We start from the raw sequence: 15,393 nt of genomic DNA, 5'->3' as shown, positions 1-15,393 counted from the left end.
TCATGGCCAGAGCGTGGCCCTGCTTCTTGGCAGAGTTGTGTCCCAGTTGGGACAAAATGGTGAAACTGTAATGCCGTTGACCTTTCCGCGCAGCCGCCGCAGGCCCGGTGCTGCATCAGTTCTTGGAGTGATATTGCTCTGCCAGCGCGTCGCCGGTCTCGCGCAGCATTTTCGCAAGGCTTCGGTCCTTGCGAAAGCTGTCCCGGCCACGGTCGTATTCCTGCGCCAGGATCCAGCAGCCATTCGGCTCCCCTTCCAAACAAGCGCGCAGGTTCGCGGGACCATACAAAAGTGGATCACGGCTCAAGTATCCTGCGAGGTTGGAGCATCCATCGTGGTTGTCGAGATCGCACGCGTGCCGAGCATATTTCACCTGCATTTCGGCCTCGAGGACTTTATCACTTCTTGAGTGTCTAAGCTCATAGTGAAACGCCAACTTGGCGCAGCTGTTACCTTGGCCCATGTTGCAGGCCAGTTGGAAAACTTCCACGTAAGGCGGTGCTAACACTCCGGAGTCATGTTGGTCGGAGTATAGAGCATATCCATATTTCCAGCATCCAACCGGATCAGCCGCGTTGCATAGATGCTCAAAAATCTCGCGCTGTGTTTGTCGGTCCATGATCCCGTCCCATGACGCCCACTCCAGCCCGCGTCCGGCAAGTGACGCATAAGCATCTGCCAAATCCCTGCAAGCCAAGTTCTTGCCCATCGCACAAACACGGGCACTTCTGCGGATATGCCCATGATCCTGCGGGTGGAACAAGAAATATTCCGGCTCAAGCACCGCTTCAAAAACGGAGCGGCCCGAACGATGACGGGCCTTCAGCCGCTGCGCCTCATCCCAATCTGCTGCGACATATTCGTGCGGCAAAGGCATTGCCGACTGGCAGTCTGCTACAGAACCGTCCGCTGCGCACAATATGCCGGCTGCGTTGGGGGGCATCGGCGCGTTGCGCTTTACACAGGCACGGTAACTGCCCAACGCGCAGGCCTTGTCATAAAGACGGTTTGACTTTGCGACATCTTTGGCCGGCACTCGCGTGCCAAGATATCGACTGGCGAGAATTTCGCAGCTGCTTGAGTTCGCGGCCGCGCAGCCAGCTTCCAGTATCTGCGTCAGCCGCGCTTCGGTTTCCTTGGACTGCTTTTTCCAGTGATTCAGAGAGAAGAACTGCAAGTAACAGCTGTCACCATGCCCCTTTGCGCAAGCCACCTCCGCATATCTGCGCGCCAGATCATCCATCGCCGCGGCCAGCGCCGTGTCGCGTTCCACACCATTTACGCCTAAAGAGTAGATTGAACTCAATCGTTGACAGGCTTTGGCCGACTTCTCAATGCAACCCTTCGTAAGAATAGGGATGATAGGCGCGTAATCGTCAAAGTTCACGTCTGATGTGCAGGCGCTCAACTCACCACGGCGACACCACAACCTTAGCATCGTGTCGCCCAGATCGCGATCAATCCATACGAAGCCCCCTTGGCGATAAAGTTGAGCCAATTCGATGCAAGCCTTGGCGTTGCCTGAGGCGCATGCGGTGCGGTATTCTCGCGCGTGCGGGGCGACATCAGGATCGAAATCAGCGTCGACTTCGGGTATCAGGGCCTGCGCCTGCACAGCTTCCAAGGCTTCAATTTCAGCAGCAGTTTCTCGCGCCTTGCGCAGCGCGAGCCGTGCGCGGGCCTCGTCGGTCAACCTTTCCACGATTGGGGCTGTCAGGTTTCTGACGTCTACCCGGTCCACTTCTGGCCAAGCATTGATCGGTGCAGTGTCCTGCGCTCCGGCACATGTCGCAGCAAAGATGAACACAAAAGCAATCTTATGAAACAGTTTCATAAGCCCTTTTTAGCCCATACGGCCCGGCGGTCAATTACGCGGTGACCGTCACCGGACAAGCCAGACCCATTGATACGCCGCAAATGCGATAGGAACGACACCAGTCTCAGCACTGCTTGATTTTTTTGGTTTGACCTTTTCCGCCTTGTTGCAGCACGAACGAGCACCCGCAGCGAACTTTTGCTAACTGGCATCCCTGTAGGTCATCCGGGGTTCCGCGGCGTGATCCTGCGGAGTGTCCGCTTCCATGATCTGGCAAGGTTGAGTTCGCACGTGCAGAGAAGGTCCGGAGTCCGCCAAGGTGTCGTTGGGGCGTGTCCACTTTGGGCTGGGAGCTGCCATTAGACGCGTTTCACACGAACGGCAGCAAAGGGCCGGAAGCGGCAGTCGACTTGAAGGGCGGAAACCGGACCTTCGCTGCGCTTTGCTCCAAGGGCAGCTATGCGCAGAAAGCGATCTTTGCAAAGTCGCGCGAACGGCCCAAAATTACCGCTCGCGTTGGCCCCGCACGCTGCGACGCAGCTTCCGCGAAGCAGACATTGATACGTTGCCGCAGCATTATTGAGGTATTAAGGCCTGCTCAGCGGACAAACCGGACTTCCGCTGCGCGTGGTTCAATGTCCGGTTTGGCGAGCCGTTCAGCAAACGGTCGTTTTTGGGAGGGTGTTACTGTTCGCTCGGAGTTCTCGCAGACCGATTTGTGCATAGCGTAACATTACATTACGAAACTACGTGAAAGGGGATAAATCTGGATGTTCATCTTATCGCTTCGAGGCAAGTTTGGGATCTCTATTGCCTTATGGATTCATGGTTTGACCGCTCTAATGACCATTGTTCTTTTGGGTTCGACCACACTTGGCCTTCAGTTGACCGTCTTTCTGATTTTTATAGTCGGTTCAGTGTTTATTCTGCGCTACATGAACCAGAATAAGGAACGCCTTATCTTCAACAGCCCCGCAAACAGACAGGTTGCATTTCCATCGTCACCCAAGATTGAGAAAGCTACAGCTTACTTCCAAGGCGCAATTGTCATCTTTTTCTTCTTCCCCGTGGTAGTCATTCACTTGCTCGGCAAAGGTCTATCAGACGTTCCCAATGGGGTTATCTTTCCGGTGTTCTACCTTGCCTCCCTCGCCTTCATCGGAATCCTACAAAATGTAGTCCGCAGTCAAACGCAGTAATTCACTGCGGTTTTTTTATGATCTTCGACGCGCGATTAACACGGTCATTTGTTTAGATGCCTGTTCCAAAAACGCTCCTTTTTGGCACAGCCTCAGATCACCTAAATTTACGCTGCCAAAAACCTCGTTCAAAACCTAAGCAGTTTTTGAAGGTTTTTGGCTCTCTGATGATAGCGGACATCCATACTTTGTGCAGCATCGGTCAAAATGGGCTCACTGCCGCCATTCGCTGCGGTTGCATACGAAATTAACGTCAAATCATTGGGCGAGCGGCTGCAATGCGGACTTTTAAGACATTGGTTACCGTCGCTTGAAGGTCAGCTATCGGACTTTATTACCCAACCTTGAGCTTTGATTTCGAGGGTTTCATCTTTCAAGTAGAAATGAAAATGCCTTGCCCCTGCGCCTTCCACCTTGATCCAAGGCGTAGAGTTCATGCTGTCTCGGGTGTTGCCTGAAATTTCGTAGAACTCGCCCCATTTTGGTGCAAGCCCGCTGAAACGGCACTGGCCCGAGTACCAACCTTCGTCGTTTACTGACGTCACGCGATAATTGGAGCAGTTTATAAAGCTGACAGCAATTTCGGGGACGTTTTCGTATTGGCGATAGGCGTACGGATTTGGTTTCATACGGGCAATCAACTCATCTCCGCTCTTTTCAAGCCTGAGACCCACATCATTCGGGTGAGCGTTCCAGTCTTCATTTAGTCGGATGAACATGGGAAGGTCGTCTGTCTTGAAATGCCATGGTAAATCCGCTTTTGGTCTCCACGTCACCCAAAGACGGTTTGGATGCTTTGCTAAGGGTTTCAATTCTTCAATTGGCTCGCTCACCAATACGGCGATACTACCACGACCAATAAGCGGCCAGCCCGTCAGGCAGCTTCGCATCCGCTGTCTATCAACGTGTGCAATCAACAAGTTACGATTTGCTACCCGAAGCACATCCCCAACCTCAGGTACGTGTGTAAGTTGATCAAGCATGAGTATGGACTGAGGTTGCCCAGAACCATCGGTAGGCAGGCTAAATATGTCCGTCAGACGGCCCTTCGGTTCGTGCATCTTTGGCCCCTCAGAAATTACTACTGCCAACCACGAAGAAAGACAGTTTGTCGATTTTTCATCATAGCAGACCTTTGTGCGTATCGCAGCATCGGTCAACAAGGGCTCGAAGCCGAAATTCGCTGCGATTGCACATCGAAAAAACTGGATTACAGCCCTGAGCGTCCGCTTTCTTCAAATGGCCCAATTTAGTTTGCGGCCGCGGCGAAGGTAGGCAATCCGTCTAACGTGTTAGACAGCCATGTCCGCTTTGGGCTGGGAGCTGCCATTAGACGCGCTTCACACTAACGGCGGCTTTGGGCCGTCCCTGTTCAGGCTGGCAAGGTGTGCAATCACCGAGCCAGCCCTAACTGACACCTGAGCAGCATACCCAGGAATGGCTATGGCCGGGCTAACATGCGGTGTGCGGGTTGTGCAACTTCGCATAGAGAGCCGCTTGTGGATGGGAAAATTAGAGGACCAGCTAATATCTGCTTCCGGGAAAATGCAGCGCGGCATGCGATGGCCGGTCAAAGTCCGGAAAGGGCCGTCTTCACCGGGATAGCGCGCGCCAGATGTGAGTACGGTGCGAGCGAGCTAAAGGCGGCAGTGAGCCATATGCGTGCGGTGAACTGGATCATGACGGCCAACACGATTGATCGCATGCCGCAAGCGTTTTTGGACCGCTGCACGCTCGTAGAGCTGACGGAACCAAGCGTGTCCCAGCTCGCCGCAAAGGGGCGTGAGCTGCTTGGCGCAGCAATGCCTGACGCAGACGTAAAGGGGACGTCGCATGTGCTGGCCCGCCCGTTGAGCACAGCAAACAATCACGGAAAATCCTTGTCGTTACGCGGGTTAAAGCGATTGGGCGACAAGCTGGTGGAAATGCAAGACAGACCCAGATTGCATTGAGGCAGACGGTCACCGTTATTGTTTAACGATCATGCAAGAGACGCAGTCTCGCGCAGTTGTTTTGGGACAAAACGACGGAGCGCCTCCCCGGCGCAAGGGGCAGACAGGTAGCTCGTAGAGCTACCTATAGTCTGTCACTATAGGTAGAGCTTCGCGCTGCAATAACCTGTTTATCCACACAAAATGAATATCAGACAGGAGCTTTATGGGAAAGAGTTCTTGGTTTTAAAAAACCATGCGCCTACCTCCTCATAAATAAGATCAGGAGCATCCGCCGTGTCATACCAGTTCATACATATCGAAACGTATTCAGAAGCCGCCAAAAAGGTGAGCGGCACAGACGGGCATTTCAATTCCGCCGCACAGGTTTTGGGAGAAGCGTTACGCGAGCCGGAATATTCTAAACATGTGGAAGAGCCCGGCTCGGTGTATAAAGTCGGTGGCACCATGTCTGTCCGGCAACTTCAGGAAAGGCGCAGTGATATTCTGGATGGTCTGCGCGAAACCGTCACCCGCAAAGATGGCACGACATACACACGCAAACTCCGCAATGATGCCGCGACGCTGTATACAGAAATCCATTCGCACCCCCTGCCCGCTACCGACCTTCTGTCAGACAAGAAAACGCATGGCTCCGAGATAAGAGAATGGATCTACCATGCGCTGGCTGATTTTACGGCTCGCATGCCAGATGACATTGATTGGTCTGCGGTGATGCATTTGGATGAGGGCTTTGTCCATTTCCACGTCATTGCCATCAATACACACGACCTCAAACTGGACGCGAACAAACTACATGCTGGCAAGGTGGCTGCAGCAATGCTGCGTGATGAGTTGGATACCCCTACGGCCATCCCATCACTCCCCAAGCCCGCATTAGAAAAGCGCCCCAACAAGCCCAAGCAACCCCGCCCCTCCAAAAACCGCGAGACCCAGAAGAAGAACAAGATTAAACGGGAAGCGCAATTATCAGCATGGGAGAAAGCATGCCAAAAGGTTGCAGCACGCAACGCTGACCTGATGGCTCAATGGGAGGCCGAGAACGGTGAGCACCTCCAAGTCGCACGCAAAACGCGTGGTCCGATCCCAGAAAAGGAAGCCTACTCTGCCGCGTTAAAACAGCTTCAGGACCGATATTACGAGAAGGTCGGCAAGCCCTGTGGCCTGTTGCGCGATGGTCCACGTAAGCAACGCCTGTCCACTCAACAACACGCAGCGCAAAAAGCTGCAGCCAAGGATATGAAAAACAGCCTGAAGGAGGTCAAAAGTAGCTTGGCGCGAGCCGAGGACAATGCTGATCACGCGTTAGACATAAAAGAACGCTATTTGCAAAAAGAAGCCGAACTGGACGCTGGCATCGCCGCAATGGATGAACTGGTGACCCAGATCGCGTCGGGAGACGCAGAAGTAATTGAGGGCGACATTACGATGAGAGACATGCCCTCATTCATTGAACGCCTGTTTGGACCCAAGCCATCCAAGACCAAAATCGGTAACTTGTTTAAGAAACTGATCAATCTCATCGGGCGCGTGAGCGAAAGCGAACAACGCGGGCCAGACCAGTCACCAAAGCCATGACCGCTCTATGGAAAGGGCATCATATTCCCAATGACACGAACGGCCCTTAGCTGCCGTTCACGCAAGCCCTCGCCGCCGAAGTGCAACTTCCCCGAAGCGGACATTGGCTTGCAAATGCAGCTTTATGCGTGGATGGACGGCCGCAATGCGGGACGAAGCCGACATTACACCAACAGTTACCAAAGGTGTTCCTCACGCTCGACACTTATGAGCGAGGAAACACGCCAAACAACAGCAAGCCGCTGGAAAGTATCACTGCAAATACCAAAAGCACCTTCCGGTTAAACCTGTAGCTTACGTGAGTTGGATCACGAAGCTCCCAGTGGTTAAACGGTTGAACGAAAAAATGCCTGTAGAAAGTGAAAACCATAAAGCTGAAAAAGGCGATCATCCAGATGCCTTCCGCAACCACCATTGCGTATTCAATAACGTCTTGACTTACCATTCTCAGTGTCTCCTGTCCTCACGATATTTCTGCATGTACACCAATGTCATGCAAGGGCTCAAACCGGACTTGCGGCGATGCGGCACGCAAATCTTGACCTTGCAGGCTTCGCCGCGCCCAACCGGATGACCGGTCCCAGCCCAAAGCGGACATGGCTGTCTAACACGTTAGACGGATTGCCTACCTTCGCCGCGGCCGCAAACTAAATTGGGCCATTTGAAGAAAGCTGACGCTCAGGGCTGTAATCCAGTTTTTTCGATGTGCAATCGCAGCGAATTTCGGCTTCGAGCCCAAAGTGCAGAATACTGCGCTCTGCGCCGACGGCTGCTTCGGTGATTGATTGAAAATGTTTAGTCTTTACCTTGAACAGGTCAGAAAGCATTCTTTGAATTCGAGACCGTTGGCGATCGATCAACTGAGGACGAATAATGCGAAAAAGTGAAATCGACTCGATGGGCTTCGAAGATGGACGGATCACTGGGTTTATGCCGCGATTTCGTTCCATCGATGATGATTGGGAACGATACACAGACGCTTTGGTAGAACTCGTCGACCGCGGTGTTGTGGCACATGAAAAAGGTCGATCGCTTTACGATCTGTATTTACAAGATCTAAACGAATGGCTGACCGAATTCTATTTCGAGGAAAAACGGTTTGACCAGATCGAAGCACACTACACCCCTTCAGGTGAAGTCTCTTTCGGTCCGATCAGTGACGGACATCTGACCGTGTTAGACCGGTTGCAAGCGATGGGCGAGGGCGCGCGCGTGCGGCGGATTTGGCGCTCACATATGGGGCTCATCAAGGGGGAGTTTTGGTGGTATATCAGTGAACGAAATGCGGGCTTCCGTATCGCCAAATATTATCAGGCGTCGGAGCAAAAACAAAGCCGCGATTACGAAAAACTGATTAGCCGCATTCCGACGATGAAGCAGGAGTTATTGGCTATAATGGCCGACTATCGCAAAACAGCAGAAATGACTGGTGCAAGCGAAACGGAACTGACCCGCATCCACGCCGACATTGCAGCAATTGACGCCGAAAAAAGACCGCGTCCCAAAGGCAAACCCGATCCGCGTAGAATGGACGAAAATTTATTTTGGGACCTGATCGATGAAGGTCTGACGGATCAGCCAATCGGCGAACGGATCGACACGCTTCCCGAAAGACTGGCTGCATTCAAAGCGACAGCAATTCGCGACTTTGAAAAGATCCAACGCAGCCTTGATGCGCGTGCCTATCGTTGGGACGTGTGGGCCTTGGCCTATCTGTTGCAAGGTGGATGTTCAGATGACGCCTTCGAGGACTTTCGTGGCTGGTTGATCTTGCAGGGACGAGAAGTCTTTGAAGGTGCGATTGCGGATCCAGACAGCTTTGATGTGACCTTACATAGCGGCACGGCCAGTGGGATAAATGGATTGCGTGACGCGGCACCCGTGGCCTACGAAATGCGGCAAGGCAAAGCTATGAAGCCAGTGAAGATGCCCCTAATGGATGTTGCCGGAACCGAGATTGCTGAAGAAAATTTCGCGTCTGCCTTACCGCGCGTCGCGGCCTTGGTCGGTCGCTGATGCGTTCACAACAGCATGGCTACGGAAAACTAATAAGAGCCCGGTCGGAAAGAATATCATAAGCGATCTCTTTTTCCGAAGTCTGCAGCGCTGCAAATGGGCTTTCGCAAGGGAGAGGAATTTCTCCCAAGAGCCGACATTGGTGCAAATGCAGCGAAATGGGGCTCTGTCCGCATAGCGGACCTCTGTGCAAAGCGCAGCGAATGAACAGCATCCCAACTTTGTTGGATGAAGTGGTCGGGCAAATCTGGACAACGTGCTAAGATGCATCCAACCTTGATCAAAAATGCACATAATCTCCCAAATTGCCCCAGTTCCTGTCCAAAAACCGGGGCGTAACTCATAGTAAGACCAAGCGGGGCGATCAATTTTGAGATGGGCGTGCGGGAGGTAAATATTGTGAGTAACGCTGCCGTTGATGCCTTGATCATAGCGATGAAGACTGGTGCTTTGACACCGGCCTTATTTAGCGAAGTGTCAGACGGAAGGAGACGTGCCCCCAAGCTGAAACACTTCTTCTGAATATGATGCTCTGGGCCGGTGCGGCAGTGGTTCAGCCATTGGTTCCGCTTCTTTTCCTCGGCCAGATACTGAAAAAAATCGCGTGATCTCATGATATCTGATCCGCGTGTCTTCCAGTGTTTGATAGTATCGGAAAAGCTCTTTCAGTGGTGCGGAAAAATCCTTGTGTGCTGCCAGCACTGCGACAAGCGCCCCGAGGCTGATGCGGCCCTCGATTACAAAATAGCCCCCCAGCGAATAGAACAGGAATGGCGTGAGTGCGGTCAGAAAGTTGTTCAGCGCCTTGATGAAAAACTTCAAAATATAGATACGTCTCCGGACCTCTTCCAGCTCTCGAAAGCTGGTGAGTGTTGGGGCAAACCGTGACGCACTACCCACATCTCGAAGTTGATCGCTGAGGTGTCTGCCCAGATACCGGACCTCCTTGATCCTTGTCCGAGAATATCCGTTCACACGGCGTTGTAGCTTGGGAAGGAGGATCAATTGGATAGGTAAAACGGTCAGCGCTGCAGCACCCAGAACGGGGTCCTGCAAAAACATAAACAATAATATCGTGGCGAGTGTGCCACCTTGAAGAACCGGTAACGTCAGCACATCTGCCGCAAATCCGCCGATGGGTTCAACCTCTTGAGCGAGGATAGGGACAATTTCGCTCTGGTCTCCCGCATTCGGGTCGCGGCGCCATTGCCGATACACCAGTAAGCGAAACCTGCGCAAAAACCGCTCTGCAACATATCCTTTAAAGACATTCAAAACATATTTGTTCAGACCGCTTGCACTTATCGCCAGCAGGTAAAGTCCCGACAACGTCATGAGCAACTTCACCTGTTCGAATTCATACCCCAAGAAGGTGAGCGGGAAGCGGTCTGCCTCCAATGCACTGTTTACGATCTGTTTCGGCAGCTCCAGCGTGAGATACAGAATCGGCATTGCGAAAAGGCTAAGGATGATCATCAATAGTTGTTGCTTGCGGGAGTATTTCAGAACAGCCTTGAAAAGGCTGGGATCAAGACCTCTTACGGTGGAAGCTTGTGGTTCGTCAGCCGGTTGCCTCCGCGATCGTTCAATCAGCCAACGTATCAGGAAAGAAAGCAAGACAGCCCACAGCAGTGCAGGTGCCAGAACGAAAATCAGATGGATGATCGGGTGAATCCAGTCCGGCACAGTATCGTCGTATGGATAGCCGAAAAACAGCACCAGATCATGAACAACGACGTAATATTTATCCCAGAACCCTATCACCTCTGAATGGTTCATTGCTTTGGCGCGAGGTGGTCATGCACCATAATGACGCCAAACATCCCTGCCTCGCGGTGCCCCGGGACCAAGCAGACGAACTCGAGGTTGGTTTTGCTCAAAAAATTCCAATCCAGCGTTTTACTCGATCCGCTTGGAATGAATACGGCGTTTGGATCATCATGCTTCATCTCAGGGTGCTTAAGCATCCATTGCTGATGCTTTTTTATCTCTTCAAAAGATCCCAGGAAAAATTCATGGTCCAGATTACCCAAATTGTTGATCACAAACCGAACAACCGATCCTTTATTGATATGGATCGCGTCAGGGTCGAAAAGCATATAACCGCTTTGCGTTTCCTCAATATTGATCTCGATCGTGCGGGTGATCTCTTTTCCCGATGCCGGCTCTCCGATGGGAACATGTCCAGGGTGGTCGTATGCGCGAGCATGAGGCTGCTCGCCTACTCCCGTGCTTGCCTGCGCGCTCACCACCGCAATATTCAAGCCACTCAGGATGAGTAGGGTCATAAATATAGTCTTCATTTCATGCTCCATTAGACGAGTGCTTTTGAGGGGGGCGTTGACACAAACATGGGATCGTTTGATCGGATGGTAGGAGGCGATGAAACACATCGCCTCCTGATCGTTTTACTTAAGTTGTGTAACGGTCAGCTTGCCTTTGACCGGCTCGGCGACGAATTCGATCTCCTGCCCTTCGGACAGTTTGGAAATCATCGCCTCGTCTGCACGAAACACCATCTTCATAGCAGGCATATCAAGGTTCAGGAGAGGGCCATGATCAATCGTGACCTTCCCGCCTTTTGCATCAACTTTTGTCACCTTGCCCTTGGTGTATTCAACATCAGCCTGCGCCACTTGCACTTCCGCTGCGGCCATTTTCATATCCGCCTTCATTGCGTGTTCGCCCACAGCAACCGCGCGATACATACCGGACTCGTAGTGACCCGGAATGAGGCACGCAGCCTCGAACACACCGTCATTTGCAAAGGTCCAAATCACCTCACCAGACGCTCCCGCATCAAGAGTGATGCGGTTTGGATCGTCATGCTCCATCATCATCTTGGCCATTTCGATTTTGTGCTCGGCGTTGCGCTCCATCGTGTCCAGCACGAACTCATGCTCCAGGTCGCCTTTGTTCTCGATGACAAACCGGATCGTTTCGCCTGATTTGAAGGTCATCTCGTCACCCTCAAGGAGCATCTTGCCATCGTCCGTTTCAACCATGGTCACGTTAATTGTCCGGTCCACCTTTGCGGCGTCACCTGGCTTCCCGATCATCATCATTTCAGCGTGGGCATCACCGTGTCCCGCACCATGGTTGCCGTGGCCTTCGGCCTCTTCAACCTTTACCTCAGAGTGCTTTGTATCGTGGTCGCCACTTGCGAATGCAGGTGCTCCGAAAGAGAGGGCAATCGCGGTTGTTAAAAGTAGGTTTTTCATCAGTTTATCCTATAGATTTAAATTGTAGATCGATTGAACGGCTGTTTCAGCCCTTCTGCGTTGGTCTGGGTGTGAGAATGGTTTTCGGACTGTCGTTGGAGGCAAACTCCGGCAACTCGCCAGTCCATTCATAGGCTTGCTCACCGGGAGGGTTGTCGTACCAACCTGGGTCCTCGTAATCGTCTGCCTCGATGCCTTCGCGGACTTTCACAACAGAGAACATGCCGCCCATCTCGATAGGTCCGTGCGGCCCCCAGCCGTTCATCATCGGAATGGTGTTATCCGGCAACTCCATCGTCATCTTGCCCATGTCGCCCATGCCAGCGGTGCCCATCGGCATATAGTCAGGCTGGAACGAGCGGATTTTTTTGGTCAACTGCTCTTTGTTGACGCCGATGAACGTTGGCACGTCATGACCCATGGCATTCATCGTGTGATGCGACTTGTGACAGTGGATAGCCCAGTCGCCCAAGTGATCGGCGGTGAACTCATACGCCCGCATTGCACCCACCGGAATATCAATACTGACTTCAGGCCATTGCGCAGACTCCGGCACCCAGCCGCCATCGGTACAGGTCACCTTGAAGTCATAACCGTGCATGTGGATCGGGTGGTTGGTCATCGTGAGGTTCCCGACCCGAACGCGCACCTTGTCGCCTCGGTTCACAACCAGCGGATCAATGTCGGGAAAAATCCGGCTATTCCATGTCCAAAGGTTGAAGTCAGACATGGTCATGATGCGCGGGACATAAGTGCCGGGATCAATGTCGAAAGCATTGAGCATGATCAGGAAATCGCGATCGACTGGCATGAAGGTCGGGTCTTTGGGGTGGACCACAAACATGCCCATCATCCCCATGGCCATCTGCACCATCTCGTCCGCGTGAGGGTGATACATGAAGGTGCCGGATTTGATCAGGTCAAACTCATAGACAAAGGTTTTGCCCGGTTTGATCCCCGGATGGCTGAGGCCCACCACACCGTCCATGCCTGAGGGCAGGATCAGTCCGTGCCAATGCACGGAGGTATTCTCAGGTAATTTGTTGGTGACATATATCCGCACACGGTCACCCTCGACGGCCTCGATCGTGGGGCCGGTCGACTGGCCGTTATAGCCCCAGAGATGGGCGATCATACCATCGGCCAGTTCGCGCTCCACCGGCTCGGCGACAAGATGGAATTCCTTGACCCCGTTGTTCATGCGGTGCGGCAGGGTCCATCCATTCAGGGTCACAACAGGATTGTAATCCACACCCGAAGAGGGGCGCGGCGTGATTGCCGTTGCCGCACTGTCCATTTGTGCAGCTTCCGGCAAGCCCATGTTCAATGTCTTGCCCCAAGCTTGGGAAGAGACAAGCGTTGCACCAGCAGCACCTGCTCCGAGTAATTGACGTCTGTTCAACATTTCAAATTTCCTTTTCAGTGTCCTGCGCCGCCACCGGCAGCCAATGTTGCACCTTCTCCACCAGCACCACCGCTGCCCGCGCCACCGCCGTAGATGGCAGCGGTCAGATCAGCTTGCGCCATGAAGAATTCGCGTTTCGCATTTGCAGCTTCCAGCGACGCGCTGAGCTTTTCGCGCACGTCCGTCAGGAGCTCGAATGTGTTGGTGATCATGCCGTTGTAAGACAGCAGACCTTCGTCCTCGACTGTCTTGCGCAAAGGCACCAGAACATCGCGGTAATGGCGCGCGATCTTGTAAGAGGAGTGGTAGGATTTCTCGGCTCCACGCGCCTCGGATCGCACAATCACTGCACGTTCCGCCAAAACGTTGGCGGCTTGCAGATACGTCAACTCTGCCTTGCGCATCCGCGCTTTGCCCGTGTCATAGATCGGGATCGCAAACTCGAGTTCGATCTGTGGGGTTACCTCAGTTTCTATATCACCGTCTTCGGCTTCACGCTCCAACTCGGCTCCCGCGATGATCTCAAGGTCCGTGACCAGCCGAGTTTGATCCGTCAGACCAAACGCCGCTGCTTGTGCTTCAAGACCCAGCTTCGCCACGCGCAGATCAACACGGTTTCGCAGTGCCTTTGCCTCGACATTGTGAACCTGCCCAACCGACTTTGGGAGTGAAGGCAACGCATCGGGAACGTAGTAGTCCACATCTGTACCCCAGAGACCCATCAGCCTCGTCAGTTCCTCCTTCGCACGATCCGCGTTCAGTCGTGCTTGTGCCAACTGACCCGCAAGTTCTGCATTGAACGCTTGTTCGCGGGCCTGACCTGCCTTGTTGAGTGCCCCGGTTTCTCCCAGCTTGCGCGCCAGCTCTGATCCAGCGTCGGATGTTGCTTTAGCACGCTTGAGATAGCTCGCGGCCTCGAAAGCAGCCACGGCGTTAATCCATGCCTGACGGGCCTGATTGGCAAGCGTCAGGGTATCGTTCACCGCCTCCAATTGAGCCGCGCGGAAATTCACGTCTGCCAGCGCCCTGCGCTGCTTGCGCGTCTGGGCATCGAGAATATTGACCGCAATCATGCTCTCAATTGCGCGGTACAATCCCAACTCGGCAGCTCCGATACCAAGGATCCCAACAGATACGACGGGATTTTCAGGCGTCGATTGCTGCCATGCTTCAGCAGCAGATAGGCCCACATTTGCATATGATGCCTGCAAGCCTTTGTTATTGAGTAATGCTACTTGTACCGCAGTATCAGCAGAGATCGTCTTTCGATGTACCATCCCGTGCACTTGTTTCTTCAAGGCTTCGTTTTCAGCCTGGGTTTCGGCAAACACAGTTCGCTTTCCTATTGCAGGAGTCACCTGGCTTGCAACGTTGGCAAAGCCTGCTTTGGGCTCGGTATAAGAGCCAGGCACTGCCACAGCGCACGCCCCCAAAAACAGCGGGAAACCTGCAATCAGCGGTAATTTAGAAATACGCATCAATTTCCCTCCGACTGTTCTTCGTTGACGGTGCGCCAATCGCGAGGGCCGGTCGGGCCGCGGTATGTGTATCCGGCAAGGGGATCTTGATACCTTACAGGCGACACAACGGCTGTGTTCGTAACGGCTTGTTGCGCCGCGACGACGGGCAATGGCGTCGCCGTATAAGGCAAAGGCTTGAGTTCTTGCGCGCATGCGCCAAGAGCAAGGGCCGAAGCCCCCAAAAGTATTTGAATTTTCATGGATCGTGCCTGACTGATGAACTTCGGAACCGCGTGTAAAAGCACGCGAGACGAAGGCCCTGTTAAGAGCCTATGATCAGATCAGAAATTGGGGAGGGCGTAGAAAGCCTGAAGGCTCGGCCGAGCGCGCCTGAGCTTGAAGGGGAATATAACGGTCAGCAACGGTATGGACCACAAACACAGGGGCCGTCTCATTAAGCACTACAGAACTGCAAATACCGCTACAGCATTTACCCGCCCCGTGGTCTTGCCCTTCCGCACTGTCCACAGACCTACATTTCCCAGCTACTTGATCAACCTGCGAAATATCATGAGTTTGGTGATCAGCGCCAACTGTCAAAGTCTCGGCAGCAGAATGGTGGCCACCATGCATGGATGCAGATGCATGGGCAGCAGAGGGCGGAAGGAGCACCAAAGCAAGGACAAACGCAGCGCAAGCCAACGTTTTCATCATTGCATATATGGTTTCAAGCATGCTCATCCCTC

General features: G+C 53.2%; 13 protein-coding genes. 4 read left to right on the top strand and 9 right to left on the bottom strand.

Annotated features, from left to right (window positions below; translation table 11 throughout):
- Window positions 1–115 precede the first annotated feature (115 nt).
- Entirely contained in the window at window positions 116–1,834 is a 1,719-nt protein-coding gene (locus tag K3757_RS08375; RefSeq protein ID WP_260000977.1) for a hypothetical protein, read from the bottom strand.
- Window positions 1,835–2,586: 752 nt separating this feature from the next.
- Between K3757_RS08375 and K3757_RS08370 the strand changes: the two genes are divergently transcribed.
- Window positions 2,587–3,015 (top strand): hypothetical protein, encoded by a 429-nt coding sequence (locus tag K3757_RS08370; RefSeq protein WP_219578959.1) that lies wholly within the window; start codon window positions 2,587–2,589, stop codon window positions 3,013–3,015.
- A 317-nt stretch (window positions 3,016–3,332) separates the two neighbouring features.
- Here the strand turns inward: K3757_RS08370 and K3757_RS08365 are convergent, their stop codons facing one another.
- Complete coding sequence (locus K3757_RS08365; protein ID WP_260000976.1) at window positions 3,333–4,175, bottom strand: hypothetical protein; 843 nt, start codon at window positions 4,173–4,175, stop codon at window positions 3,333–3,335.
- A 489-nt stretch (window positions 4,176–4,664) separates the two neighbouring features.
- Between K3757_RS08365 and K3757_RS08360 the strand changes: the two genes are divergently transcribed.
- Window positions 4,665–4,967, top strand: coding sequence for a hypothetical protein (locus K3757_RS08360; protein ID WP_260000975.1), 303 nt, complete (start codon window positions 4,665–4,667; stop codon window positions 4,965–4,967).
- Window positions 4,968–5,243: 276 nt separating this feature from the next.
- The gene (locus K3757_RS08355; RefSeq protein WP_260000973.1) at window positions 5,244–6,545 is read left to right on the top strand and encodes a plasmid recombination protein; all 1,302 of its coding nucleotides are present in this window, start codon (window positions 5,244–5,246) and stop codon (window positions 6,543–6,545) included.
- Between the two features lie 205 nt (window positions 6,546–6,750).
- Here the strand turns inward: K3757_RS08355 and K3757_RS08350 are convergent, their stop codons facing one another.
- Window positions 6,751–6,990, bottom strand: a complete 240-nt coding sequence (locus K3757_RS08350; RefSeq protein WP_260000972.1) for a hypothetical protein — start codon at window positions 6,988–6,990, stop codon at window positions 6,751–6,753.
- Window positions 6,991–7,418: 428 nt separating this feature from the next.
- Here K3757_RS08350 and K3757_RS08345 point away from each other — a divergent pair, with 428 nt between their 5' ends.
- On the top strand, window positions 7,419–8,561 hold the full coding sequence (locus K3757_RS08345; protein WP_260000971.1) for a DUF4240 domain-containing protein: 1,143 nt from the start codon (window positions 7,419–7,421) through the stop codon (window positions 8,559–8,561).
- A 477-nt stretch (window positions 8,562–9,038) separates the two neighbouring features.
- Here K3757_RS08345 and K3757_RS08340 read toward each other — a convergent pair whose 3' ends face one another.
- The 6 genes from K3757_RS08340 to K3757_RS08315 form a co-directional block, all read right to left on the bottom strand.
- Window positions 9,039–10,340: an ABC transporter transmembrane domain-containing protein gene (locus tag K3757_RS08340; protein WP_260000970.1), complete on the bottom strand. Its 1,302-nt coding sequence runs from the start codon at window positions 10,338–10,340 to the stop codon at window positions 9,039–9,041.
- Window positions 10,337–10,864, bottom strand: a complete 528-nt coding sequence (locus K3757_RS08335) for a plastocyanin/azurin family copper-binding protein (RefSeq protein ID WP_260000969.1) — start codon at window positions 10,862–10,864, stop codon at window positions 10,337–10,339. The genes K3757_RS08340 and K3757_RS08335 overlap by 4 nt, the downstream gene beginning before the upstream one ends.
- A gap of 105 nt (window positions 10,865–10,969) precedes the next feature.
- Window positions 10,970–11,782 carry a copper-binding protein gene (locus K3757_RS08330; RefSeq protein WP_260000968.1) on the bottom strand — a complete coding sequence of 271 codons (813 nt, stop codon included), beginning with the start codon at window positions 11,780–11,782 and terminating at the stop codon, window positions 10,970–10,972.
- 46 nt (window positions 11,783–11,828) lie between these two features.
- Window positions 11,829–13,187: a multicopper oxidase family protein gene (locus K3757_RS08325; protein ID WP_260000967.1), complete on the bottom strand. Its 1,359-nt coding sequence runs from the start codon at window positions 13,185–13,187 to the stop codon at window positions 11,829–11,831.
- A 14-nt stretch (window positions 13,188–13,201) separates the two neighbouring features.
- Entirely contained in the window at window positions 13,202–14,665 is a 1,464-nt protein-coding gene (locus tag K3757_RS08320; RefSeq protein WP_260000966.1) for a TolC family protein, read from the bottom strand.
- Window positions 14,665–14,907 carry a hypothetical protein gene (locus K3757_RS08315; protein WP_260000965.1) on the bottom strand — a complete coding sequence of 81 codons (243 nt, stop codon included), beginning with the start codon at window positions 14,905–14,907 and terminating at the stop codon, window positions 14,665–14,667. The genes K3757_RS08320 and K3757_RS08315 overlap by 1 nt, the downstream gene beginning before the upstream one ends.
- Window positions 14,908–15,393: the final 486 nt, after the last annotated feature.

The organism is Sulfitobacter sp. S223 (genome assembly GCF_025143825.1).
Taxonomy (GTDB): domain Bacteria; phylum Pseudomonadota; class Alphaproteobacteria; order Rhodobacterales; family Rhodobacteraceae; genus Sulfitobacter.
This window is presented reverse-complemented; position numbering and strand designations above follow the sequence as displayed.

Excerpts from the sequence above, each read along its gene's own strand:
- K3757_RS08375 (WP_260000977.1), bottom strand. The coding sequence starts at position 1,834 with ATGAAACTGTTTCATAAGATTGCTTTTGTGTTCATCTTTGCTGCGACA.
- K3757_RS08370 (WP_219578959.1), top strand. The coding sequence starts at position 2,587 with ATGTTCATCTTATCGCTTCGAGGCAAGTTTGGGATCTCTATTGCCTTA.
- K3757_RS08350 (WP_260000972.1), bottom strand. The coding sequence starts at position 6,990 with ATGGTAAGTCAAGACGTTATTGAATACGCAATGGTGGTTGCGGAAGGC.
- K3757_RS08345 (WP_260000971.1), top strand. The coding sequence starts at position 7,419 with ATGCGAAAAAGTGAAATCGACTCGATGGGCTTCGAAGATGGACGGATC.
- K3757_RS08340 (WP_260000970.1), bottom strand. The coding sequence starts at position 10,340 with ATGAACCATTCAGAGGTGATAGGGTTCTGGGATAAATATTACGTCGTT.
- K3757_RS08335 (WP_260000969.1), bottom strand. The coding sequence starts at position 10,864 with ATGAAGACTATATTTATGACCCTACTCATCCTGAGTGGCTTGAATATT.
- K3757_RS08330 (WP_260000968.1), bottom strand. The coding sequence starts at position 11,782 with ATGAAAAACCTACTTTTAACAACCGCGATTGCCCTCTCTTTCGGAGCA.
- K3757_RS08325 (WP_260000967.1), bottom strand. The coding sequence starts at position 13,187 with ATGTTGAACAGACGTCAATTACTCGGAGCAGGTGCTGCTGGTGCAACG.
- K3757_RS08320 (WP_260000966.1), bottom strand. The coding sequence starts at position 14,665 with ATGCGTATTTCTAAATTACCGCTGATTGCAGGTTTCCCGCTGTTTTTG.
- K3757_RS08315 (WP_260000965.1), bottom strand. The coding sequence starts at position 14,907 with ATGAAAATTCAAATACTTTTGGGGGCTTCGGCCCTTGCTCTTGGCGCA.